Origin of the sequence: Thermophagus sp. OGC60D27, from assembly GCF_052400625.1 — a bacterium.
Lineage (GTDB): Bacteria > Bacteroidota > Bacteroidia > Bacteroidales > Marinilabiliaceae > Thermophagus.
This window is the reverse complement of the sequence record NZ_JBQTGH010000001.1, coordinates 432,759-456,054: the sequence shown is the minus strand read 5'-3', so window position 1 is coordinate 456,054 and position 23,296 is coordinate 432,759. Positions and strand designations below refer to the sequence as shown.

Sequence of the window (23,296 nt, the reverse complement as noted above, 5' to 3'; positions counted from 1 at the left end):
CCCACAACCTTTAGAGAGAGAAGACAGGACGAAAATCGAACAAAAATCGGCGCGCAGGTGGATGTTCGACTTCAGTGAAGGCCAAGCTGATAGTCCTGTCGCACAAGGGGAAGTGGTGTAACGGTAACACGGACGGCGCCTTAAAACAGAGAGTCTGAAGCAGGTTCGAATCCTGCCTTCCCCTCAATTCATTTAACCTCAAAAAACACAGCTATGGAATTATTTGGCTTTACAAAATGTGAATACTGCGGTAAAAATCCGGGGTTCGATCCTAAAGCTCCGGACTTATGGTATGGATTCTACGATTCTGATATGGATGTTTTTGTCTGCCAAAAATGCAGATACAAACATTACCAGAGAAAGAAAGATAAAGGAATTGAAGGGTATAATGAAAAAAACGTGACAATTACAGGCACAATATTACAAGATAAGGACTTTGTATGATAATGAAATTACTGAAACTAATTGTTGTGAGTGAGTTATTGCTCGCTCTGTTAAAGCTCACTGATGTGATAACATTATCGTGGATAGTGATCCTGTTGCCTTTATGGCTCCTTTTTATGCTGGGTTTTTTAGTATCGACAATAATTGGGATAGTGGTTTTATGTATAATTTTTAAAACAATTAAATGATATGGAAACAATGAATTTAGATTTAAGCAAAATGACTCCGGAACAGAGAGCTGCCTTAAAACAGCAGCTTATCGCTGAAGAGGAAGCTGAAAAAGAAAAGAAAAGGAAAGAACGCGAGAATTACCGCGACAATGTCAACAAAGTTGTCGGTAATACTATTAAGGATCTTCAAGTTCTTAGCAGTTTTTTAAGTCAAAAAAAAGCGGAAATATTTAATCTATTTAATTCCCTTCTTAAACAAAAGAAGGAATTGTATGGCTATCGAAATGGGCAGCAGTCTCACACCTTTACTGACAATAAAGGAAATTCAATAGTTATTGGATTTCGGATTATTGACTCATGGGACGATACCGTTGAGGCCGGTATCGCTAAAGTTAATGACTACATAGACAGTCTTAGCACTAATGAAGAAACAGCTAAACTGGTAAGAATAATACAAGGGTTTCTCAAAAAAGACCAAAAAGGAAATTTAAAACCTTCGCGAGTATTAGAGTTACAAAAACTTGCCAAAGATATTAATGACCCGGGGCTAACAGAGGCAGTTGATATAATAAAAGACGCTTATAAACCGAATCGCTCTGCTTATTTCATCGAGGCAAGTTATAAAGACCCTGTAACCGGCAAAGCTGTTAATATTCCGCTAAGTATTACTTCTGTTGATTTCCCCGACGGGGCGGGAGTTAATACTGATGAGTTATGAATTATTTGATATTTATATGGCTGCTGTTAATGTTTGTTTTCATGTTGTTAATGCCAGATAAAGAACAAAAACAGCAGCCTTTTAGAACTAATAAACGATCAGAAATTAATTGATATGTTTAAGAAAGGTTGTATTGTTACTATAAAGGAATTGCCGGCGGGAAGAGGTATTCCGGGAAAAGTAATTGGTGCTCGCGGTGTAATAGAGGATGTAAAACGATATGGAAGCACTAATTGCTACGACATTAAGCTTCAAAAACCTATTAGAGGACTTGATACAATAAAGCTTATGAGAGAATACTGCTTGGAGTTAGAGGAAGATAATACCCATGAAACCAATAAGGATAACAGAGAGCAGGAAATTGTGAGACAACAAATTTATGACTTGAAAGATGAGTTAAAAGCATGGCCTTTGCCGAATGTACCTAAAGGAATGAAAAGCGAAATTTATAATCGAGTTTGGCAACGCAGGATATCTCTGCATAAAGCAATAGCAGAAAAAATACAACAAGTGGAGGGTAAGCTATGAAATGGATTTTAAAAGCTATTGAAAAGGTTTTTAATAGTCGTAGTAAAGACAATAAGATATATTGCCTGACCAAGTATTGTGGCGACACAAAACTGTTTTTTCAGTTTCGGAAAGATGGCGAAGATTGTTTTTCTGTTCACAGAGCAGGAGCCTGGTATTTTGCATCAGAAAAAGATGCAAAAGATGCCAGAGATTTTCTCGGACTTTATGATCTCAATATTGAATCATTTGAAAGAATTTGAGCTATGACACAGTATGAAGTTGAATGTAATAATGATAAGGTTATTGTTTCATATTCTCGTGGAAAACTTAAGAGAATTGAAGTAAAAAAAGGGACACTTGACCTGGAAGAACTTGCAACTATTGTCCCTGAAAAGGAAAGTCATATTCCCGAAAAATGGTTTAAAAAAATAGAGCAAAAGCCTAAAGATGGATTTTTCAAACCCGCACAAAAAGCCTGGATGGAATTCTATCATTCTCAAACGGGCCTCGACTATCGATTTATGGGTGCTGACGGGAAAGCTCTTAAAGATATAGGACAATACCTTAAAGGACTTACAGGTTCTGAAGACGAGGCGCTGGATGCCTGGAAATTCATTTTGCACAGATGGAACAGGCTCGAAGATTTCTATCAAAGGAATATGGATTTGAGGTTTGTTAATTCTCAACTTAATAAAATTGTAAACCAATTAAAGAATGGGACAAACACCGGCAAAACAGCAGCGCGGAATACTGCAGATGATCTTAGGAGGCGCTTCGCGGATTGACCTTGTGCGTCAATTCGCACGCCTTACACCCGCTACAATAATTAACAATCGATATCCTTCTCTGGCTTTATTAAAGAAGAAACACGGACAGGAAAAGGTCGAGGGTGTATTGTCGATATTGCTGGTTGAGGCTTCACAGGCGTTCGAGACTCAGTTTGATGAAGAAACAGCATTGGCAGTATCAGCAGAAGTTGCAAGCACTTTTTACTATTACTCGCTTGAAGATTGTTACTATGTGTTGCAGCAGTTAAAGAAAAGCAAACAGTACGGGAAATTAACAGAAAACAAAGTTCTTGCAGCTTTCGCAGAGTATGAAAAGCAAAGGCTTAAGGATGCAGAAGAAATGAACTACAACAATCATCTCGCCGAGAAGGAAAATCCGGATACTCTTGATAGAGAAGTTAAACCTTTAAAGGATGTACAATGGAAGACGTTCACAAAAAAACAATCAGAAAAGTTATAGCATGCCCGGCATGCAATGGGATAGGGAGTATTTTGGTTGATCCGGGTGACAGGGGTGTGAAATACACAACAAAAGAATGTAAGGCTTGTAAAGGAAAAGGGAGGCTTATTCGAATTACAACCATTGACTACTCGCCTCTCATTGATAATGAGTCTGTGTTGATGATAAGATTGTAAACACACATTTTCTCTAATAAAATATGCACAAATAATTGATAAAAATATGTAATAATGAAAAGATTTGCCAAACTAATTGAGTTGCAGGATGGAATACAAGTTCTTGCTGTTATGAAAGAAAAGGGGGTAGACGAATATGTTGTTCAACTTAGAACTGATTTTGATGACGTAATAGCCAAGATAGATGTTAAAATGAAATCAGAAACCGATGCTTATAAGTATATAGATGGTTTTGAAAAACAGCATGCAATTAATTTTAGAGATGACATGTCAAAATATTTAGAATAACAACCATGCAACGTCACTACTACACCGAAGCCGAAAAGGAATATATAAGAGAAAATTACCCTAATAAACCGAGCAAAGAAATAGCCAACCATTTGGGTGTGTCTTTAAAATCTGTTTACAATCAAGCCAGAGCCATGGGACTAAAAAAGACAAAAGAGTGTGTGGCAGAAATGGCCCGAAAGAGTATGCAGAACCCATTGCATGGTGGCAGAAAAACACAATTCAAAAAAGGTAATATACCTTTTAATAAGGGCATGAAAGGGTGGTGTGCGCCCGGTTGCGAAAAGACCTGGTTTAAAAAGGGCCATGAGCCGCATAACACTAAGTATGACGGGCATACAAGAACCACAAAAGATGGCTATATTGAAATTAGGGTAAGGAAAGGGGAGTACAGATTGTTGCATCGAGTTATATGGGAAAAAGCACACGGGCCAATTCCTAAAGGGTATTGCCTGGTGTTTAAAGACGGAAACCCTAAAAATGTACAACTCGATAACCTTGAATTGATATCGAGAGAGGAGAATTTAAGACGAAATTCACTGCTGAATCTACCGGAACCGGTTCAGGAGTTAGTTCGGTTAAAAGGTATTCTTTCACGTAGTATTAACGCTAAAATTAAGGGACAATGAGTAGAATAACATTCACCGAAGTTAGAAACGAAGCCATTGAAGCTATTAAGCTTTTAAAAGAAGGTAAAATCGATGTTAAACAAGCCCAGGAAATTAGAGGTCTGTTAGGAACAATTATTGATACTGCGAAGACGGAAGTTGATTTTCTTAAATCAATTCCGGAACATGTTAAGCAAGAGATGTCCAGGGAACAGGTGAAAGCTATTGCCGCAACGGTTGAGGACAAAGATTTGGCATTAGATGAGTCTATTAAAGATATCGAGTATAGACGAGAACATTATAGACCGGGCGGAAGTAGTTAGTTTTGAGAATCATCTAAAATGATATATTTTTGAAATAAAAAGCGGGGCAATATGGCTTATACAAGGAAGAATTTCTTAAAAAAAGTATTGAGAGTTCAGGAAGTATATCTTCGATTCAAAGAACAGGGTATAACTAACGAGGAGATATACAAACGTTACATTGCCCCACATTTCTTTATTTCTCGCTCAACTTTTTATGAATATCTTGCAATTCCGGCAACTAAGGAATTAAAAGAAATATGCAATGAGAGTGTTAACCAAAAAAAATTAAATCGTTATGAAAAAGACTTTTAAAACTATTTTAATTGGTATTCTGGTATTGCCTGTTATTGGGGGTGCTATTTTATTTGTAACAATGTCTGATACTGAAAAGGCATCAATGGAAATTGATAGTATTGTAAATAAGATACAAGATGTGACGAGTTTTTCTGAATTGGATAAATTGATATCTGAAGTTGATAGTATTGTATCTTTGTATCCAGAATTGACCCCTTATGCCGACAGTGTTGTTTTTAAACAAAGACCTAATTGGGAAAATAAGATATTAGAAAAACAAAAATCCATCCTTGCTATAAGGGCTTTTAATGTCGCACAAGAAGCGGTAAAAAAGAGATTGAGGTCACCGTCAACAGCTAATTTTGCAAGTTTTCATGACAATGAATCCAAATCATGGGATGAAGACGGAATTTTTATTTGTCAATTTCATGTTGATTCACAGAACGGATTTGGAGCAATGGTTAGGACCAGATGGCAGGTAAAATTATTGCCTGTTGATGGAAATTTTAAAGTGATTGAAGTTGTAGAATATTAAAAAAAATTGTAATATTGCCTTTGAGTTCCAATTTGTCAACTCAGGGGCAATAACCTGAGAACTTTTTCTTAACATAAAGGCGCAGCTCTATAAGGTGGTACGAGAGGAAACGACCGTACTGATTCATCGCCCCGCGACGAATTGGAACTCACACCTACGTAGGGCTGCGTTCTTTTTTTTTAAAATTCTTTTATATGAGTTCCAAAAAGAATGAAAAGCAAGTTACGAACTTGCAGCCATCTTATCAATGTGCTATTAAAATGAATGAATAAATTTTTGTTTTAAGCCCCGCTCTGGGGCTTTTTTTTATTTCCTGATGTTGGTGGTAAACGAAACAAAAGTAACCATCCATCCGCTGTATTTATGATAATGCTGCCACCCGCTTAATTTTAATCGAGTGCTTAATTGATTGCCATTGTAGGTGGGTGTAAAACCGTTTAAATTATCTTTAACTGCCATTGCAATATCCTCGTTTTGTTGAACCGCAATATCCGGAATGTCGTTGTCTATCCGGCTAATAACCTTGCTTACTACGTGAATTCGAATGGCAAGACTCCCTTCATCCAGATCATTAGATATTTGCTGCGGCGCAAACTCTTCCGGGAATTCAATAAATGCCACAGGATGAGTGTGTATAGTTGTGTCGTATTGGTTATTAAACCATTGTATATCCTTTAAATCATTGATAACGGATAATTGCTCTTTTATAGCTTTAAAAATTTGATATAGCATATCTTATTTGTTTAAAATTTTGTCCATTAAACTATCAATTTTTTTCTCTACTCTCGCGTTAAGTTCATCGCTGTCGCCAATCATTTGTCGCTTTGGCATTTGAAAACCTTTCCCCCGACCTGCTCTTCCACCTTCGTTGTGTACCTCTGCTGCCGGATGGCTGCTTTGAAATATTACCTGACCGGGTTTTTCTGTGCTTTCTTGTTCCCATGAACGTCTTAAATGACCTCTGTCTACAAGGATGTTTCTTCCCTGACGTCTTTGCTCTTTCCGAGATTTCGGAGGTTTTCTTTTCTTCCATTTTTCGATGCCTTTGCCGGTTTGAAATCCCTGTTTCGCAAAGTTATCGGCAATAAAAGCGAGGCCCTCACGCTTAATTACGCGCGGCAAATCTCGCTTAATTAAGTCGTCAATATCGTTTTGTACCTGTTGTAGTTTTTTGTTTATGTCCATTACTTTATTTTAACATAGTCAAAAATAAGAGTTCCGGTAGTTGTTTCAGTAGCTTTAATTTCAAAGCTTATTCCGGCATCTTCGCCGGTCCAGATATGAACATTCCCTTTTACAATGTGTTTTTCTGCTGCATCGATAAGCTGCTGAATGTTGTCGTTATTAAGCAGTAATGCCATGGCTTTTGTTTTTTTATTTATGCTGGCAGTTGTTTTAATACCTTTCTCAGAGAAAGCAATCTTTAAATTGCCTGAACGAACGAATTTGTTGGTAAGTATCTCTGTCGCTTCTTTAATTATATTAGCTTTAAGCAACTCGTTGGCATGTTGGTTAACTTCGTTCATTTCCTCTTTTGTAACATCATAATAACCTGCATCGTCGCTAAATAATTTACCTCTTTTACCCGGATTGTTGTTAAACCCTTTGTCAGGTGTTAAATCAGGGGCTTTGTTTGCCGGTTTGTCGGTTTGCACAACATCGCACCTACACCCCCAACCGTTGGGCGGATAGTGACTATCCCAAAACGGATCATCTATTGGACGAATAGTGCCGTTAAGTGCGGCATGACTATTGCGCGTCTGGCTGTCCATTACGGCCACATATTCCAGGTTAGGATACAAATCCTTATCGGCAATAAATCCGTTCCATTTTTTAGCCATTTCGGCCGAACTAAGTGCCTGGTCGTATTCGGTCCTCAACCAATTTTTATTGTACTGTTCGGTTATTGGTGTAGCAAGCTTTTTAAACTCAGAGAAAGACCGGATTTTTCCATCCTTATCAGTTATTAAATTAATTAATTCCTTTGCCTCTTTATGGTTTTTAAAGGCCGCAAAAACGGCGGCGTTGGTTCTTAATTGTTCGGCTAATGCCCAGTCGCGATGTTTATATGTAACATTCGTTATATCTGCTACTTTGTCGGATACTGCCCCTGAAATGGTTTTAAAATTAAGTTCCCATATATCGCTGTCAATCCCTTTTTGTCCCTGGTATATTCGTTTAATATAGCTATTTAAATCATCGCCGCTCTCACCTACCAGGGTAAATTTCGTGAGGCGGCTATCGGCTTTTTTTTTATGCCATTAATTAATAGCCGGCTTTGAGGTGTGGTGTTTTTTTCTTTGTCTTTAGCTGTTAAATCTAAAAACTCTATACGACACCCTTCGAGCGGATAACCATGGAAAATTAAAAATGGGATTAGTTTATTATTAACAACGTTGGTGCAACGTCTTAATCGTGCACTATGAAAATCGTTAAGTATTCGCTCATGCACTTCGGCGCTTCCAACAAAGGCCTTTTCGTCACTTGAACTTGTTTGGCCGTTTATACATTTCGATATTTGTTCATCACAAAACTGAGCGTTTTCCAGGTATATCTTGTAAAAATCGGTGTGCGATACTTGCTGTATTGTTACTTCGTCATCGTGGTCGGTAATAACATAACCATTCGATGCGAAATTACGAGCCATTGCCTCTATTCTATCCAGCTCAGCTTTGTCTGTTGTATCTGTTTTTATCGACAAATAAGGCATTCCATATTTTTCAGAGGCCTGAGACCAGTCAGAACGGGCGAAGTTTTTCCATATCACCTCTCTGGTTATAAGCCTAAGGCTTCCAAGGTTGTCAGGTGTTCCCAATTCAATAAAAAAGAATTGTTCAGGCGTTAAGTCTTTCCCTGCATAAGGAATGTAATCGTCGGGGGAATCGCTGTCGAGGCAAATAGCCCTTTTGAAGGGCAGTACGTTCCTGCGCGGGAATATAATCATATCCGTAAATTCGCCGTTGTCGTTCATATCACCTGCTTCGACCAGCGTGTAGCCCCACAGCTCTGAATCAAGTACGTAGCCGAGGAATTTTTCAAACCATTCTCGACGTAACAGTTCCGTAGCTTGTTCATCAACTACACCATTGCGTTTAAGTATAAAAGGGCTTGACACAATTTTATTCCTGGCAATTTCTATTTGTGCATGAACGTGGCTGTCTTGTACGGCATTTTCATACAACGAAATAAGGTCTCTTCTGTCCGGGTTGTCAGCATCCAGAGCATCTTCAATGGCTTGACGGAGATTTTTCATCTCCATTTTAATCCTGTCCGGGCTCTTCTTTTCAGCCTTGCGGCTATGCCTGTATCCGTTTATTGGGGTTTTGTCAATATTTCCTTTCCCCATCCAGTTTAACAAATTGAATTTCATAAGTAATACGGATTATGAGTTCTTAAATGATTACTACCCATTCGAATTGAGGTTGTTGCTTCACCTCTTTCATTCGTTATTCGAGCAAGGTTACATGCATACCTGCCGGAGGCAATTTTATCCAATTCAGAAAGCGTATCATCATAATCTTTGATAACACGTTCCGGAATTTCTTCGTCAGGCACACGTGCATAAATGTAGTACAGAGAAAGACTAATCATCCATCTCATTAACGACCTGTCTCTGTCTTCACCGGTATGCGCCAACTCGCTTTGAACGTTGTATTTGTCGCCCAAACGGTCAATAATTACTGAGGCGGCATCTTTTTCTGCCTCATCAAGTAGTGAATCGTTGCCGCCGGTAATTTGATCAATTATTGCACTATCAACGCGTGTGCTGTAATCTTCTTTTTGAATAAAGTCCATGTTAGTACCTCCTTGAGTTGTTGCGTATATAATAACCTGCACGAGTTGTTTGTGCGGTTCCTCTTCTGCTGTGTTTTTTGTTTAAAAGATATATGGCGCCTTCTACGGCATCAGGACCATCGTCGTGGTCCCCGTCCGGAAAGGCAAGGAATTGTTCTCGTAGCACTTGCATGTCAGGCTCGTGTTTAAGCTCTATATTAAACCTTATTACGTGTTGCTCTGTTAAGGCTGACAAGTTTTCAATTCTGCCTTCTTTATCCGGCTTTTTCCTTCTGTCGCCTCGAATAGGGAGGTAATAACCTCTTTTGTCGCCCTCTTTATAGTATTCTTCAATCAATATATCCTGTATAAAGTTAGCTTCCATATAGTGTCTGCAATTCACATTTTGAGGTAATTTATCAGCAATATTATAATGCCCTCTTACCATTTCACCGGTGGTGCACTGACGGCAGAATACATCAATTATGTCAAAGTACCGTCCTATGCGCCCGACCAGCACAATTGCCTTATAATCATTTTTCTTTGTGCCTTTAAACGAAGGATCGTTATAAGTTACCAGCTTGTCATAAGCAGTTAAATTGGGTAAATTGGCCCAAATAAGGTCATCGTCTTTAAAGATTCTACCAACCACCATGTGTTGATGAAAGAACTCGCGAAGGCCAAGGCGCCACCCCATACGGGTCATTTTGTTGATAATCATTTCGCGGGTGTACCGTTCTTTCCATGCGGGGCGGCCCGAAGTACTTAAGTCTTTGCGGTGTTTACTATCTTCCAGAGCAAATACTTTGATATGGGTAATGCCTTGCCTTTTGGGTGTGTCGGGGTCAACATCTCCAACCAATTTGGCTAATATACTTGCCCTATGTATTCTGTTCCCGGCAATTATTAATCGGCTGCCTTTATTGGGCATTGCACCGTAAAAATCGCCTAAAACCCAATCGACAATATCGTCAACTCTGGATTCATTTTTTACGATTTGTGCATCGTCAATGTCATCCACTACACCATAATTGGGTCGCTTATCTGATTTTCTGGTTCCCCTGGGTGATTGTCCGCGTCCAAAAGCCCAAAAGCCAATCCCGTCTATTGTTGTAAAGTGTCCATCCTGCCAGTTTCCAAGATTATATTGTTCGCCAAAGTCGGCGATATATCTTTTATTAAACATCAGCTCTGCCTGTATATCACCAAGCAACCCTTTTGCTTTATCGTTATTGGCACTTGCAATCATCATCCCCGAAAGTTCGCCCCTGGCTTTGAGGAACATCGGAATCATAATATCGGCAAATACCGATTTTGCGTGTTCGCGGGGCCATTCAAGAATAGCAAAAATATCGGTGTTCTTTTGTATCTCTCTGGCTGCTTTAATATGAAACCACCCAAACTCGCTGTCCATTAGGTGGCTGAAATAGTATTGTGCAAACTTTGCGAATGAAGACAATAACTGTTCAATGCGCCGTTTTTTTTGCGAAGCTGATTCATTAATTGCCGGTGCAGCGCGCTGGATGCTTGCCTTTTCGGTAAGCCATTGCTGATATTCACGTTTTGCTTTAATGCTTAAATCGTTCATAGCATGCGACGTTTTTCGTTAAGATATGCATCCATGTAATCGACCAGTTCCTGAGCAAGCTCCAGATTCTCATTTTTTAACCATTGCGCAAATTCTCTTAGTATCTTGACAATTGTACTCCATTCAAGTTCTTTCCCTTTAACAGTAGTAAAAAGCTTCTGCAATGCATCGATATCGCCCTTTGAGATAAGTTTTTTTGAGCCCTCTCTTTCGTATTGTTGCTTAATGTTTTTTAAAGCATTGAGCTGATACAAAATAAGTTCCCATACTCCTTCTTCGGCTGTTTGCCGTTGAATGAGTGATTCGCTTTTTTGCTTATCCCAATTGTCGTTCTGCTTCCAGGTGCAGATTGTCTTTTCCGACCTGCGCAATGTCCGGGCTATTTCTTTTTGCGTCCACCCTTCTGTGTATAATATGCGCGCTGCATCTCTTTCTTTCATAACAATAATCTTTGTTGCGAAGGTCTTTTATATCCCGCTTTTATTATAAAAAAAGTATAAGGGTCGGACTAAAAAGTCCAGGCCTTAAACAGTTTATTGGCTGCATTGTATTCTATTGTCACATTTGCTCAAAGAATTTGAAATGTTTTCAATGCGACTTGAGTGAGACTTGACTTTATAAAACGGAATTTATGGAACTAAAGACACGGCACATTATTGCGCGAGAGAAAAAGCAAATTACTTTCCTACTCTATGGGTTAATTGGCGATAAGGTTGATGGCGATTATTTCGCACAGGAACTCATGTATGCAGACAAGGAATTTGATGAAATAATTATCAGAATAAATTCTGACGGCGGTTCAGTGAGCCAGGGGCTTAGTATAGTAAGTGCAATGATGGCAGCAAAGGCTTTCATTATAGCTCAGGTTGATGGAGTTGCAGCCAGTATGGCTGCAGCTCTTTTACCGGCAGCCGATCATGTAAGGATGAATGATTATGCAAGAATTATGCTTCATTCGCCATACTATGTTGATGATGACGGTAATAGAATTACAAAACTGAGCGCAAAGGAGAAAAAGGCCCTCGATGCTCTGAAAGGCATAATTATTACCCTATTAAGTAAAAGAGGGAAAGAGGAAGAGTATATTAAAAAACTTCTTATTACTGATACCTGGTATAATGCCCAGGAAGCTCTTGACGAAGGATTAATTGATGAGATTATTGCAACCGGGAAAAAAGAACTTGCCGCTATGGCGCCAAAGCAATTGGTGGCAATGGTTGATAGTGAATATGAACCTTTTAAACAACAGAGAACAATGAAAAAAATTCTTGCAAAACTCGGACTTCCGGAAAACAGTACCGAGGAAACAGTTATTGAGACTCTCGAAAAAAGAGAGAGGGAAATTGTTGATCGATACATCAGACTTGGCGAAGATGTCGGTGTGATTAATGATGACAATCGTGAAAGTATGCGAAAACTCGCAATGCAGGATGTTGACCTTTATTTAAAAGTAGTTGACCAGCTGAAGGCTGCAAAGCCTGTTGACACTAAAAAGGAAAAATTACAGGCAAGGTTGAGCCAATTGGTTGACGATAGGGCAAAGAAAATTAAGGCAGAAAAAACTTATGACTGGTATCAGCGCAACGACCCTCAGGCGCTTGCAAAAATAAAGGAAGAAGACCCCGAAAAGTTCAACCAGCTTCTTGATGAATATGAGGCATCTCTTTAATGCATTTCTTTAAACCAAAACTAAAATAAGGATATGGAAAAAATAGTAAAATGGCCTTTTGGCGAAGCATCAACCGTTCAGCTGAGCGCATCCGGAAATCAGGAAATAGAGATTAACAATGAGTTAACAATCATTGATGGAGTAAGTACTCAGGCTACGGATGACAGAACTTTGAATTTGACAATTTCTGAAGACGTTGGAGTTGGAGCGATGATTATGGTTAAGGCCAAGACATCCGCAACGCAAGCAACAATATTCGGTAATGGAATGACAGGTGCTTCATTGACCGGAGTGGCAGGCAAAACAAAAACTGCCTTATTCGTTTTTGACGGCACCAGTTTTGTAATGGCCGGCGCCGATGTTCAGATCGATTAAGTAATTAAATTTCTAACCTCTAATATTTGAGACGATGAGTGAAATTAGAACTACTGTATATTCGAAAGAATTACAGAAACAATTGTTCCCTGATAATAGCTTCTTTAAAAAGTCTATTGGGGAAACCGGGGTTGCAATTAATGCCATTGCCGTAGAGAAACCACAGCAAGGCACGATCCCGAAAGCAAAGAACGGTGAACCAGATAGCTACCCGCTTAAGGTTACAAAAGCTGACGACTCAAAATCAACTTATCCTGTTGAGCTTGTTTATGCACCCCCCATTTTGATAACCAGCGAGAGTGAGATGCTTACCAATTACAGTAAGCGGCAAACCAAACAAGAACAGCAGGCCGGGGTAATTAATACCAGGTGTGCGGATATTGCGGCACACAATTGGGGCCCAACGAAGTCAACCAATATTATTAAAAGTACCGGCGAAGGGAGAGCAACCAATGTGGCAGGTCTCACGGGAAACAGAAAAGCAATAACTAAAGCAGACATCTTAAAGGTGTATAATCTGCTGTTGCGGATGAATGTTTCCGGGTTACCCGGTAAATGGTATGCTCTGCTTACCGCTGACGCTTACAGCGATTTGCTGAATATTGACGATTTTGTGAGTTACGAAAAAACAGGTTATACCACAAAATTGGAGCAAGGCATCCTTGGCAGGATAATGAACATTGAAATTATGACCAGGTCAACCGAGCGGATGGATATCGGGTTGCTCTACAGCAATGCTTCTACACCTGTTAAGCGAGCTATGGATGAAATCGTTAATTCTGACAGACCTGCAAACCTCTTTTGGCATGAAAAAATGGTATGCCGGGCAGAAGGAACTGTAAAGACTTCGATCAATACCGACCGTGCCGATTATGTTGGCGGTACCCTTATCAGTTCTTATACTCGCTTTGGGGCTGCCATTGTTCGTGAAGACGAAAAAGGCGTTGTTGCCTTGCTTGAAGATAATGCCTAACCCGCAGCGGTTCGGGAGTCCCCGGACCGCTTTTAAGCTATGAAAACTATGTTACAAGAACACGGCAGGCTGTTTGGCGGAATATTCAGTTTTTGTTTCGGGGTGTTTCTTGATATTGTCCCATCTGATATTCCGGATATGGTGACGTGGTTTCTGCAAAATGTGGCCTTTATTTTCACCATTATAGCAGCCTGGTATACAATAAAACAAAAGATAAGACATGAGAGAGAGCATCGTAAACATACTGAAAAGAAGTTGGAGTGTGATCCGGAAGAGATGGAATGAATATGTGCCTTTTCTGGCGGCTTTGGTCGCCTGGGCACTTTCCGGACCGGTATTGCGCATGATTGACCCAACAGCCGGCGTCGATGATGCAGGCTTGTTTCAGGCTCTGTTGTTCGGACTGGTAATTTATTATGCCGCCACGGCTTTTAGCTGGGTAGCCTTAAGAATTATATTCCCGGAAATAGGGCGTTTTGTTGATAATTATCTGGGGCAATTATTCTCTGTTCACACAAACAACACATTCAGGTTATGGTACTCACTTGCACTGTTTGCAGTGTACTTTTTGGGTGCTGTAATAATTTTTACAAGTGTATTGTAATAATTTTTAAAAGACGTTGAAATGAAAAGAATTCTAATGATATTATTGATTTTGATTGTAGCCGTCCCGCTCGTCTTTATGGATGCACAACCTGTGAGAGATCAGGTTGTGCAAACTTACACTTCTCAAATTGGAGTAAGAGAAGCAACCGGGCAAAATGACGGTTTGGAAGTAGAACAATATCTGGCCTCAGCAGGCTTTACAAAAGGATATGCCTGGTGTGCTGCTTTCGTTAATTGGGTTTTTGTGCAAAACGGTATTGAGGGACCTGCTTCCCCGGCATGGTCGCCTGCATGGTTCCCACGCGATAAAACTTATAATATAAAGAATAAGGATCCTCTGCCGGGCGATCTATTTGGTATATACTTTAAAAATAAAGGCCGAATAGCTCACGTCGGGTTTGTAGATAAATATAATGGCACCACAATAATTACTGTCGAAGGCAATACCAACGAAGCGGGCAGCCGGGAAGGAGATGGAGTTTACCGGAAACGAAGGCTCACAAGACAGGTTTATAAATTTTCAAACTGGATTGATGATGATGAAGATACTTAAGCCATGGCGTTTTGTTGCGGCCTTTTTAATAGGAATTATTATAGGCTTTCCGGCCGGGGCTTGGTTCTACGCAAAGGTATTAGATAAGCCCGAAACGGTGATGGAAATAGGGAAACAAAAAATCAAGGGCCGTAATAACGAAGGAAATTGGAATAATATTAATAAGCAAGAACAGGAAGAACAGGAACCAAATAAAGGCTGGTGGTTCTTTAATAAAAATAAGGAGGATTAATTATGAGTGAAGTAGTACATGGAGGCGACGTGCTTCTTTATATTAACACTGGCGATGAAAGCACACCCGTATGGACGCCTGTTGCCCACGCAACGACGCATTCTGTTACACATGGAATGTCGGCGCAGGAAGTTTCTTCAAAAGACACAGGCAGGCATCCTAATTTGAAGCCGGGGAAACATAACGTATCAACGGTTTCGATACAAGGACTTCGTACTTATGACGGGTATGACTACTTTGATTTGAAGCAGATTTTTGATGCCAATCAGTTGGTACACATAAAACTGTCGGGTCGGCCGTCTGATGATCCGGATTATTTCGAGCGTACGGAACAAGCCGGCGATAAGTATGAGGAAGGTTATGGTTATATAACTGAATTGAGCAATGAAAATGCTCATGATGGAATTGCCACCTATTCCTGTACCATATCAATTAACGGAAAAACAGAAATTAAAACTGTGAGTGGATCATGAAGCAAACTTCAATAAAAATTGGGGATAAAACTTATCCCCTTTATAAAACCATGCGGGCACAGGTTGACCTTGAACGCAGCGCCTTTAAGCAAAAAGACATCAAAAACGGCGCCATAGAGGCCGTGTTGTACGCTCTCTACTGTCTTGTTAAGGGTGCTTGTATTCGTGAGAAAATTGAGTTCGATATGGACTTTGAAACGTTCGTTGACAATGTAGAACCTAACGCGCTCGAAAAACTCGCTGAGCTCAACGACGATGCCGGGGATAACCCGGATAAAAAAAAAGAGTGATGACCTGACTGCAGAACAATTAACCGGAATAGCAATTGGACAAATGGGGTTGGGTTTGGATACTTTTCTAAACATGACCCCATTTGAGTTTGCAGAGGCATGGCAGCTGTGGGTAAAAAATAAAGAACACGAAGAGCGCCTGGCATGGGAACGAACCAGAATGCAGGTGTTTTGGACCATATGCCCGCCGCAAAAGAAACAAATAACACCTTATGATATTAACCGATTCCCTTGGGAAAGGGAAATAAAAACACCACATGATGCCCCTATGAGTACTCAGGAACGATTTGAGATGTTAAAGAAAAAGTGGAATGGCTAAAAAATACACATACATAATCGGGTTAAAAGCCGATACCAGCAAATTTGAAAAGAGTGCAGGAAATTTAAAGGGATTACTTAAAACCGCCGGCGCTGCCGCAGCAGGGTTGTTCGCTGCAGATAAAATTAAAGATGCGGCTTTAGAGGCATATAATTATGCTAAAGAAATTGATAATATACGTACTTCTGTGGCGAAATTAACCGGACTTTCGGGGGGAGTGCTTAACTCTGTTACTGGCGAAATTAAAGCCATTGCGGATGTTTATAAGAAAGATTATGAAGAAGTACTATTAACAGGAAATGCCCTGGCAAAACAATTTGGTAAGACAAATAGCGAGGCATTGGCCTTGATAAGGAAAGGATTTGTTGCCGGGGCTGATGCTTCAGGAGAATTACTCGAACAAATTAAAGAGTATTCAGCACAGTTTAAAGCTGCCGGATATGATGCTTCTGAGATGATTGCCATCATGAGTCAGTCGGAGAAGATGGGGATATTCTCTGACAAAGGATCTGATACCATAAAAGAAGCAACCCTGAGGTTAAGGGAGATGACTGCTGCGACCAGGGCAGCTATTGAAGGCATAGGGTTAAGCTCTCGAGAAATTGAAGAAGGTTTGGCAGATGGCTCTTTAAAGGTTAGCGACGCAATAAAGCTTATTAGCGCAAGGCTTGATGAGCTGCCTTCAACGTCTGCTAAGGTGGGAACAGCTATTGCCGACATTTTTGGCGCTGCCGGCGAAGATGCAGGACTCGACTTTATCAGAACGTTGAAAGATGTTGATACTAATCTTGATAATCTTACTAAGAATGCGTCCGAACAGGCAAAAGCTAATGAACGTTTAATCGCAGCACAAACAGAGCTTAATGCCACGGCCGCAGCAATTTTTGGAGGCATGAATGCCGCAGCAGGAAATGCCAAAGCAGCTATCCTGGAATTTATTAACGACTCGGTAAAGGCAGGTGTCGACCTGGTTAACTGGTTTATTGACCTCTATAATGAGAGCGTTGTTTTCAGAACTGCAGTGGAATATGTGGGGATGACTTTTGATAATTTATGGCTGACTGTTAAAACTGTATTTAATCACATTTGGAATGTAATTAAAACAACCGGAAATGCCCTTGCAGACCTCTTTAAACTCGATTTTGCAAGCCTTAAAGAAACCCTTAAAAAAGGGTTTGAGGATACAATACAACTTGGGAAAGATTATGCGAATGGTGTGGCCGAGAACTTTCTTGAGGCAGTTGAAAATACTGTTAAAAGAGAAAAAATTGAATATGTTAGCCTTGACAATGCAAGAGAATCCGGTATCGAAGCCGGAGAGGTGATTGCTGAGGCTATTACCGGACAGTTAACAAAGAAGCCGGCAGAGCTTAAGGAATTGGATATTTCAAAACTTAAATATTCCGGCGAGGCAGATTTGCCGGATATTAGTGAAAACCTTTTTGACCCCAATACAGCGCTTGGTAATAAGAACAGATTGAGTGCAATGCTCGCAGAGATTAACAGCGAGTTTTCAAAAGCTTCAGAATATGCAAAACTGTACGGCGATGAGTTAACTCTTTATACTGACAAACAGAATATACTTGCCGATAGCATTAAAACACTTATTGATGAAGGATATTCTGCCGAAGGTGAAGCCATACAGCATCTTATTGAGATGCAAAAAGAACTTGAAGAAAGCCAGGGAAGGAATATTGAACGCATGAAATTGATGCAATCTTTCAGTGAGGATTTAAGAGACTCACTGATGGCAACAGCTGAAAATGGTGCAGATAGCTTCGCAGAGATGGGTGCAAATATTCTTAATACAGTTCGCTCAGTAATAAGTGGGTACATAGCTAAAGGTGTTGCAGCTGCGGTATCTGCTGCCATGGCATCGGCACCGTTCCCGTTAAATATCCTTGCTGCTCCCACAGCTGCCGCCATGGCGTCCACGGCTTTTAACTCTCTTATTCCGGCATTTGCGGACGGTGGACTTGTTTATGGGCCAACAGTAGGTTTGATGGGTGAATACCCCGGGGCAAAAAGTAATCCGGAAGTTATAGCCCCTCTTGATAAGTTAAGAGGGATGATACAAAGCAATAGTATTAATGTGCCTTCTGTTGTATACATAAAAGCGAAAAGAGGCGAATTGGAAGGAGCTTTACAATTTAATAAAACACGAGAAAACAGAGGAAGATAATGGCCTACGGTGCTAAATACATAACAGAGTTCAGGGACATAAAAGAAAACCTGTTTAAAATAACGCTTTATTGGCGTGATTATACCGGTGAAACAATTGAAGTAACGCCGGGAGCAAATCCTTTTAAACGAACCTATCATCGTGATGACAAATTTGCTGCCACAAAAGGAATGTCTGCTGAAATTGTTTTGTTTGCCGAGCAAGACAGGCAATTCCTTGATTTATATACAGCAGATTATAAACAGTGCATGGTGGAAGTGCTGAAAAATGGCTCACCGTTTTTTCTGGGATACCTGGATGCAGAAACCTACCAGGAGTCTTTCAGCGACGATAAGTATTATGATGTTTCTTTGTTTGCAAATAATGGGATTAACGTCCTTGAACGTGACAGATATGTTGATGAAAACGGGGAAACATATTCGGGTAGCGCCGATATGCTTACAGTTATAGAACGAATTATCGAAAAACTTGGGTTGCCGCTTAGCCATATTAAGTATGCCGCTGATATCGCTGTTAACGGTTATGACGTCCCTTCGGGCGAAATTATATTACAACATTTAATTGTTAATCAGGACAATTATATTGATGAAGATGGAATAGTAATGAGCTGTCGGGATGTACTTGAAAGCATACTTACACCTCTCGGGTTAACATTATTTATAGAGGGTGAAGATGTGTGGATAGTGGATACTGAATACCTTAAAAATGGTACAATAACGGTGCATACAAAAACGCTTGGGAGCAGCGGGACATTTACAACGGCGCAAATGAATGTTGTAAAAGATTTGTCTGAATTGTCGCAAGCTGCAGGCGAATTTACTGTCGAAGCAGGTTTTAACTTATATAAGTTAACAAAGAACAGATATATTAAAGATATTATCGAAGAGGTTGATTTTGATGATGAAGATAATTTTGAAGGGGATATATACGAAAATGTTATAAGAACCGCGGCTGATAATTATGGGCAGGATTCTTTTTTGGCTGAATACTGGGTAAATAAATTAGACGGTTTTAAGAATTATACAATAAATGAAGAGGAGTTAACATACCCCCACATGGCTGTTTTCCATGACTTTTTTAATGTAACAGCCTTTGCAGGTGGGTGTAAGCCTGTTAAGTATGTAGATAATGTTGATATCGATTTTGATGAGGACGATGTTAATTTTAATAATTACATTTTTATTTCTAATCCATACAAGAATTTTGGCGATTATCAATATCCTGAATCATGGGCTAACCCTGATTTACCTTCGGCATACAATATACTTAAAGAGGCTTTTCGATATTCGAAAAATACGCCGTTTATTTTCCCTTCCACAAAAACAATAATAAGACTAAAATTTAAAGCATTTCTTTTGTCATTTGGGCAAGTAGTAAGTGACGATAACGTGTTGTGGTATTATAGAGATTATTACCCCTCTGATGAATACTACGTGTTTAAACATACGATAGGGATTTATTTAAAAGATAAAAACGGGAATATAGCTTACTCACTTACCAATAACGGGGCCGCTAAGTCTGACGAACTTATATATAAATTAACCCCGGGAGAACACAAAACTTATTACCTTATTGATGAAATTAATGAAGCAGGGTTTTTTGAGCGTGTATTCAATAAAAATGTAGATGTTAATATTGATATCCCTGCCGAATTCGGGGATTTACATCAGCTTGAAGTTGTATTTTATAATGAATTTTTCCGATTCGATAATGGAGAAGAGCATGGCGACTTAAAAGAAACGCTGCCCCTTTTGGGTATTAAAGACATAGAGACAGAATTAATTGATAAAAATACAGGTGAGGCTATTAGTCTTAATGACGAAGAGTTACAATACTATTTAAGCGAAAAATTTAAAACAGAGAAACAAGAAGATGAATTGTATCACTACACGGCCGATGACCAATATATAACCGATTTGGGGGGTATAACACTTGATAACGATTATATAATTCAGGTATCGGCAAACGGGATAACAAAGGATAATTTCGAAGACCTTCGAGGCGATAAAATAATAAGACAGTACCAGGACAATCAGATTGTTTTGTCGCTATCGTTGTATGAAGATAATTTACCGGTATATTCATTATTGACGATGCAAAATGATACATTGTGGAATAATAAAAAATTTGTGATTGTCTCTGAAACTTACGATGCCAGGATGAGAATTATTGACGTAGTATTAGAGGAGGTGAAATAATGAAACGAGCATGGCGACTTTTTGCCACAAAAGTACATGTATAAATTTGACAAAGCCATGCGAGTTCCATCCAGCCAATAACTTAGTTAAAATTTATACGGATGAATATAAAGAAAATAAAAACGCCTTACAAATTAAGGAATAAAAGAGATACATCGGGCAGTATTATAAGTGGAGGTGGGGCGCAGGTAAATCAATCAGGCAGCTGGCTTGAGAATTATTTTGAATTCGATTCAGAAAACAACGTTCTAAAGGTAAACAAAAACTTTGCCTCAACAGGCGAAGTAATGGCCTATGCAGACAGTGAGATTAACATCCCTTCATTATGGGATTCAATGCCTTATGCTACCCCTACAAAAGTAGGTGGCATAAAGGTAGGAAGCGGTCTGACAATTAACAACGGTGTTCTATCTGTAGATGGGGCAGTGGGGACAGGTTTCGATGAGTCTGCTAATTATAACCCCACAGGCAACTGGAACTTTACAGGGTTATTACAAAAAGACGGCGAAGACGTAGCAACACAGAGCTGGGCTAATAGTCAGTTTGAGCCAAAATTCACAAAGAATAGCGCATTCAATAAAAACTTTGCAGGCACAGGTTCAGCCACTACTGTTGCTAGAAGTGACCACAATCACGACAACGACTATCACCCTAAAGGTGGTAGCAGTTCGTTGGATTTTGTGGCTAACAACTTAACACTTCACGGTATTGTCAACCATTGGCTGGCCGATACAATCACGGTGGACGATGCAAATTTACAGTTAAATGCTGTTCAAAACTCTGCAAGGGTAGCAAGTGGGTTGATAATCTTTAACAACGACAATAGCACAGAGCTTTCAAAATTGTACTACGACACTGACAACAGTTGGAAGATAGACGGGGATAAAATTGCTACCCGTGAAGACAACCCTGTTAGCAATGGTATTGCCTATTGGGATGCTGCGAATTCGATGTTCAAAACAGATTCTGTTTATATTAAAAATGGCAACGTAGGCATAGGCACTACTGCCCCTCAAGAAAAACTACACGTTGTAGGGAATGGTAAATTTGAAGGAAAATTAAATATTGCGGCACCACAATATAATCTTGATTTAAACATACAAAGTATAAGAACTGGTACTGGTCCTGTATCCTATTATAGTAGTTATATATCAAGGACTATTTATTTAGACGATAATCTTAACTGGAAAAGAGGAAACCAATATTCGTCAGGAGCAAGCATTAAATTTGGAGAAACAGGTAATCACAGTCCTTATATTTCTTTTCTTATTGATACGGACAATACTAATGCCACAGATACTGTTAATTTAGAAGAAGCAGTAAGAATTACTGATTCTTTAGATGTAAAATTTAGTTCAGATTTACAGAACAATGGAACCTTTGTCTCTGGCTTTGCAGGTTCAGGATGGAAATTAGATGCTTCTGAAAATCACCTAACAATTGATAAGTTAACCGTTAGACAGACAATAAAGACAACAGAATATAATATCTATAATAGTTCAGGCACGCTAAAATGGAGTCTTAAAGCAGATGGGGACGATTTAGCTTTTTACAACGCTTCAGGCGAAAAGAAAGCGTATCTAACGCAAAATGGAGACTTTGTGGCAACTGGGGAAGTAACAGCTTATGGAACATTAAACTAATTGATTATGGCATTACCAGAGAATAATATAACAGTATCACAAGTAAGGAATATACTTGGAGAGGATACTAATAAGATAAGTGAGTTAGCCCGTTCATCAAAAAATAATTGGTGGGGATTTAGAAAAAGGGATAATATAGTTGGTAATGAGTGGGGAGTTCAACCAGCTGAACCATATAAGATTGGTGATTACAGAGGATATATACACGATTGGAGGGCTTATGCTCTTGTGGGTGTAACGCAAGGTAAAATACCAGGACCAGACCCAGACAATCCAGATGATTATTTTATGCCAGATTTAACTGGCCCTATGGGGTGGTACGATGGTATTAAATTTAAAATCAAACAAAGATATTTCCCTTCTTGGAGTATCGAAAGAGATGAAAAACCATTGTATCGAGTAGAATTTAAACGAACAAGCGATTTTCACAAAGGAGGTTACGCTGTAATAGAAGAATCTATTGAGTGCGATTCAGAAGATTATGGAGATAGTTTTTCTGAAACAATAACTATACCTTGTGATTATCCGCCTGATAATGTAAGTACACCATTAGAACCTGGTGATACTGTATATGTAAGAATAAAACCATTGTCAGGAATGTATATATATGATAAAAAAATGCAAGATACAGAACTTGGAGAAGATGTAATAGGGAACAACGATAATGATGGGTATGTATTCCCTTTGACTGTTCCTCATAAACCCAGCATAAAATGTTATATTTATTTTGAAGTACTTAGTGCTTCGGCATCTTCCTCAAATTATACAGCCTTTTTATTTGGTTCAGCAACGCTTGCTTATGAAATTGATGGAGTAAGACAAGGATTGGATGGAAATAATGCAATAACAGCTGTTGTTACTATTGAAATGACACCTAAGGATAGTATGGGTCAATTAGGCTGGACAGATTCACAACAATTCGAAATAAGAACAGATTTACCAACACCAATAAATATGACTGCTTCATTCCCTAAGGAGCCTTATAATAACACAGGAGCACATCTATCACTTTTAATTAAAGATACATATTTTAGTGTGTTTAATGCACCTTATTCACCATATACAAAGACTGGTATAGATATAAGTTATGGAGTAACCATTCAATAACCTTTTAAATATACAATT

Annotated in this window: 32 protein-coding genes and 1 tRNA gene; 26 read left to right on the top strand and 7 right to left on the bottom strand. The window is 39.3% G+C overall.

From position 1 onward, the window contains the following. Positions 1–106: 106 nt before the first annotated feature. The 12 genes from ACT29H_RS01815 (at position 107) to ACT29H_RS01760 (ending at position 5,296) form a co-directional block, all read left to right on the top strand. Positions 107–184 (top strand) — tRNA-OTHER (locus tag ACT29H_RS01815). A 29-nt stretch (positions 185–213) separates the two neighbouring features. Continuing rightward, a complete protein-coding gene (locus ACT29H_RS01810; RefSeq protein ID WP_444819881.1) occupies positions 214–444 on the top strand; it encodes a hypothetical protein in 231 nt (76 codons plus the stop codon). Positions 445–633: 189 nt separating this feature from the next. Continuing rightward, entirely contained in the window at positions 634–1,332 is a 699-nt protein-coding gene (locus ACT29H_RS01805; RefSeq protein WP_444819880.1) for a DUF3164 family protein, read from the top strand. A 114-nt stretch (positions 1,333–1,446) separates the two neighbouring features. Then, positions 1,447–1,860: a hypothetical protein gene (locus tag ACT29H_RS01800; protein ID WP_444819879.1), complete on the top strand. Its 414-nt coding sequence runs from the start codon at positions 1,447–1,449 to the stop codon at positions 1,858–1,860. Beyond that, positions 1,857–2,102 (top strand): hypothetical protein, encoded by a 246-nt coding sequence (locus ACT29H_RS01795; RefSeq protein ID WP_444819878.1) that lies wholly within the window; start codon positions 1,857–1,859, stop codon positions 2,100–2,102. Before ACT29H_RS01800 ends, ACT29H_RS01795 begins: the two co-directional genes overlap by 4 nt. Positions 2,103–2,105: 3 nt before the next feature. Continuing rightward, positions 2,106–2,627 (top strand): hypothetical protein, encoded by a 522-nt coding sequence (locus ACT29H_RS01790; protein WP_444819877.1) that lies wholly within the window; start codon positions 2,106–2,108, stop codon positions 2,625–2,627. Beyond that, positions 2,557–3,090: a hypothetical protein gene (locus ACT29H_RS01785; RefSeq protein ID WP_444819876.1), complete on the top strand. Its 534-nt coding sequence runs from the start codon at positions 2,557–2,559 to the stop codon at positions 3,088–3,090. Before ACT29H_RS01790 ends, ACT29H_RS01785 begins: the two co-directional genes overlap by 71 nt. 230 nt (positions 3,091–3,320) lie before the next feature. Further along, complete coding sequence (locus ACT29H_RS01780; RefSeq protein WP_444819875.1) at positions 3,321–3,554, top strand: hypothetical protein; 234 nt, start codon at positions 3,321–3,323, stop codon at positions 3,552–3,554. Positions 3,555–3,559: 5 nt separating this feature from the next. After that, complete coding sequence (locus ACT29H_RS01775; protein WP_444819874.1) at positions 3,560–4,183, top strand: HNH endonuclease signature motif containing protein; 624 nt, start codon at positions 3,560–3,562, stop codon at positions 4,181–4,183. Continuing rightward, positions 4,180–4,485, top strand: coding sequence for a hypothetical protein (locus ACT29H_RS01770; protein WP_444819873.1), 306 nt, complete (start codon positions 4,180–4,182; stop codon positions 4,483–4,485). Before ACT29H_RS01775 ends, ACT29H_RS01770 begins: the two co-directional genes overlap by 4 nt. Before the next feature lie 51 nt (positions 4,486–4,536). Then, positions 4,537–4,779 (top strand): hypothetical protein, encoded by a 243-nt coding sequence (locus ACT29H_RS01765; protein ID WP_444819872.1) that lies wholly within the window; start codon positions 4,537–4,539, stop codon positions 4,777–4,779. Then, complete coding sequence (locus ACT29H_RS01760) at positions 4,763–5,296, top strand: hypothetical protein (RefSeq protein WP_444819871.1); 534 nt, start codon at positions 4,763–4,765, stop codon at positions 5,294–5,296. Before ACT29H_RS01765 ends, ACT29H_RS01760 begins: the two co-directional genes overlap by 17 nt. Positions 5,297–5,602: 306 nt before the next feature. On the opposite strand, the gene ACT29H_RS01755 is transcribed toward ACT29H_RS01760, so the two are convergent. The 7 genes from ACT29H_RS01755 to ACT29H_RS01725 form a co-directional block, all read right to left on the bottom strand. Then, complete coding sequence (locus ACT29H_RS01755; protein WP_444819870.1) at positions 5,603–6,028, bottom strand: hypothetical protein; 426 nt, start codon at positions 6,026–6,028, stop codon at positions 5,603–5,605. Between the two features lie 3 nt (positions 6,029–6,031). Further along, positions 6,032–6,481 (bottom strand): phage virion morphogenesis protein, encoded by a 450-nt coding sequence (locus ACT29H_RS01750; protein WP_444819869.1) that lies wholly within the window; start codon positions 6,479–6,481, stop codon positions 6,032–6,034. Next, the gene (locus tag ACT29H_RS01745; protein ID WP_444819961.1) at positions 6,481–7,203 is read right to left on the bottom strand and encodes a phage head morphogenesis protein; all 723 of its coding nucleotides are present in this window, start codon (positions 7,201–7,203) and stop codon (positions 6,481–6,483) included. The genes ACT29H_RS01750 and ACT29H_RS01745 overlap by 1 nt, the downstream gene beginning before the upstream one ends. A gap of 305 nt (positions 7,204–7,508) precedes the next feature. Beyond that, positions 7,509–8,666 (bottom strand): phage portal protein family protein, encoded by a 1,158-nt coding sequence (locus ACT29H_RS01740; protein ID WP_444819868.1) that lies wholly within the window; start codon positions 8,664–8,666, stop codon positions 7,509–7,511. Next, the gene (locus ACT29H_RS01735; RefSeq protein ID WP_444819867.1) at positions 8,663–9,091 is read right to left on the bottom strand and encodes a phage protein Gp36 family protein; all 429 of its coding nucleotides are present in this window, start codon (positions 9,089–9,091) and stop codon (positions 8,663–8,665) included. Before ACT29H_RS01735 ends, ACT29H_RS01740 begins: the two co-directional genes overlap by 4 nt. A gap of 1 nt (position 9,092) precedes the next feature. Continuing rightward, complete coding sequence (locus tag ACT29H_RS01730; protein ID WP_444819866.1) at positions 9,093–10,658, bottom strand: hypothetical protein; 1,566 nt, start codon at positions 10,656–10,658, stop codon at positions 9,093–9,095. Continuing rightward, positions 10,655–11,098 (bottom strand): terminase gpP N-terminus-related DNA-binding protein, encoded by a 444-nt coding sequence (locus tag ACT29H_RS01725; protein ID WP_444819865.1) that lies wholly within the window; start codon positions 11,096–11,098, stop codon positions 10,655–10,657. The genes ACT29H_RS01730 and ACT29H_RS01725 overlap by 4 nt, the downstream gene beginning before the upstream one ends. Before the next feature lie 191 nt (positions 11,099–11,289). Here ACT29H_RS01725 and ACT29H_RS01720 point away from each other — a divergent pair, with 191 nt between their 5' ends. The 14 genes from ACT29H_RS01720 (at position 11,290) to ACT29H_RS01655 (ending at position 23,278) form a co-directional block, all read left to right on the top strand. Beyond that, positions 11,290–12,327, top strand: coding sequence for an ATP-dependent Clp protease proteolytic subunit (locus tag ACT29H_RS01720; protein WP_444819864.1), 1,038 nt, complete (start codon positions 11,290–11,292; stop codon positions 12,325–12,327). 33 nt (positions 12,328–12,360) lie between these two features. After that, on the top strand, positions 12,361–12,702 hold the full coding sequence (locus tag ACT29H_RS01715) for a hypothetical protein (RefSeq protein WP_444819863.1): 342 nt from the start codon (positions 12,361–12,363) through the stop codon (positions 12,700–12,702). 34 nt (positions 12,703–12,736) lie between these two features. Further along, on the top strand, positions 12,737–13,675 hold the full coding sequence (locus ACT29H_RS01710; RefSeq protein WP_444819862.1) for a hypothetical protein: 939 nt from the start codon (positions 12,737–12,739) through the stop codon (positions 13,673–13,675). A gap of 48 nt (positions 13,676–13,723) precedes the next feature. Beyond that, positions 13,724–13,960 carry a hypothetical protein gene (locus ACT29H_RS01705; RefSeq protein WP_444819861.1) on the top strand — a complete coding sequence of 79 codons (237 nt, stop codon included), beginning with the start codon at positions 13,724–13,726 and terminating at the stop codon, positions 13,958–13,960. Next, entirely contained in the window at positions 13,896–14,279 is a 384-nt protein-coding gene (locus tag ACT29H_RS01700) for a hypothetical protein (protein WP_444819860.1), read from the top strand. Before ACT29H_RS01705 ends, ACT29H_RS01700 begins: the two co-directional genes overlap by 65 nt. Positions 14,280–14,300: 21 nt before the next feature. Beyond that, positions 14,301–14,834 (top strand): CHAP domain-containing protein, encoded by a 534-nt coding sequence (locus tag ACT29H_RS01695; RefSeq protein ID WP_444819859.1) that lies wholly within the window; start codon positions 14,301–14,303, stop codon positions 14,832–14,834. Continuing rightward, a complete protein-coding gene (locus ACT29H_RS01690; RefSeq protein ID WP_444819858.1) occupies positions 14,818–15,066 on the top strand; it encodes a hypothetical protein in 249 nt (82 codons plus the stop codon). Before ACT29H_RS01695 ends, ACT29H_RS01690 begins: the two co-directional genes overlap by 17 nt. Before the next feature lie 2 nt (positions 15,067–15,068). Further along, on the top strand, positions 15,069–15,539 hold the full coding sequence (locus tag ACT29H_RS01685; RefSeq protein ID WP_444819857.1) for a phage tail tube protein: 471 nt from the start codon (positions 15,069–15,071) through the stop codon (positions 15,537–15,539). Continuing rightward, on the top strand, positions 15,536–15,829 hold the full coding sequence (locus tag ACT29H_RS01680) for a hypothetical protein (protein WP_444819856.1): 294 nt from the start codon (positions 15,536–15,538) through the stop codon (positions 15,827–15,829). The genes ACT29H_RS01685 and ACT29H_RS01680 overlap by 4 nt, the downstream gene beginning before the upstream one ends. After that, a complete protein-coding gene (locus ACT29H_RS01675; protein ID WP_444819855.1) occupies positions 15,795–16,148 on the top strand; it encodes a hypothetical protein in 354 nt (117 codons plus the stop codon). Before ACT29H_RS01680 ends, ACT29H_RS01675 begins: the two co-directional genes overlap by 35 nt. Next, the gene (locus ACT29H_RS01670) at positions 16,141–18,330 is read left to right on the top strand and encodes a phage tail tape measure protein (protein ID WP_444819854.1); all 2,190 of its coding nucleotides are present in this window, start codon (positions 16,141–16,143) and stop codon (positions 18,328–18,330) included. The genes ACT29H_RS01675 and ACT29H_RS01670 overlap by 8 nt, the downstream gene beginning before the upstream one ends. Further along, entirely contained in the window at positions 18,330–20,528 is a 2,199-nt protein-coding gene (locus ACT29H_RS01665) for a hypothetical protein (RefSeq protein WP_444819853.1), read from the top strand. Before ACT29H_RS01670 ends, ACT29H_RS01665 begins: the two co-directional genes overlap by 1 nt. A gap of 101 nt (positions 20,529–20,629) precedes the next feature. Continuing rightward, positions 20,630–22,171, top strand: coding sequence for a hypothetical protein (locus ACT29H_RS01660; RefSeq protein WP_444819852.1), 1,542 nt, complete (start codon positions 20,630–20,632; stop codon positions 22,169–22,171). Between the two features lie 6 nt (positions 22,172–22,177). After that, positions 22,178–23,278: a hypothetical protein gene (locus tag ACT29H_RS01655; protein ID WP_444819851.1), complete on the top strand. Its 1,101-nt coding sequence runs from the start codon at positions 22,178–22,180 to the stop codon at positions 23,276–23,278. The last annotated feature ends 18 nt before the right edge of the window (positions 23,279–23,296 follow it).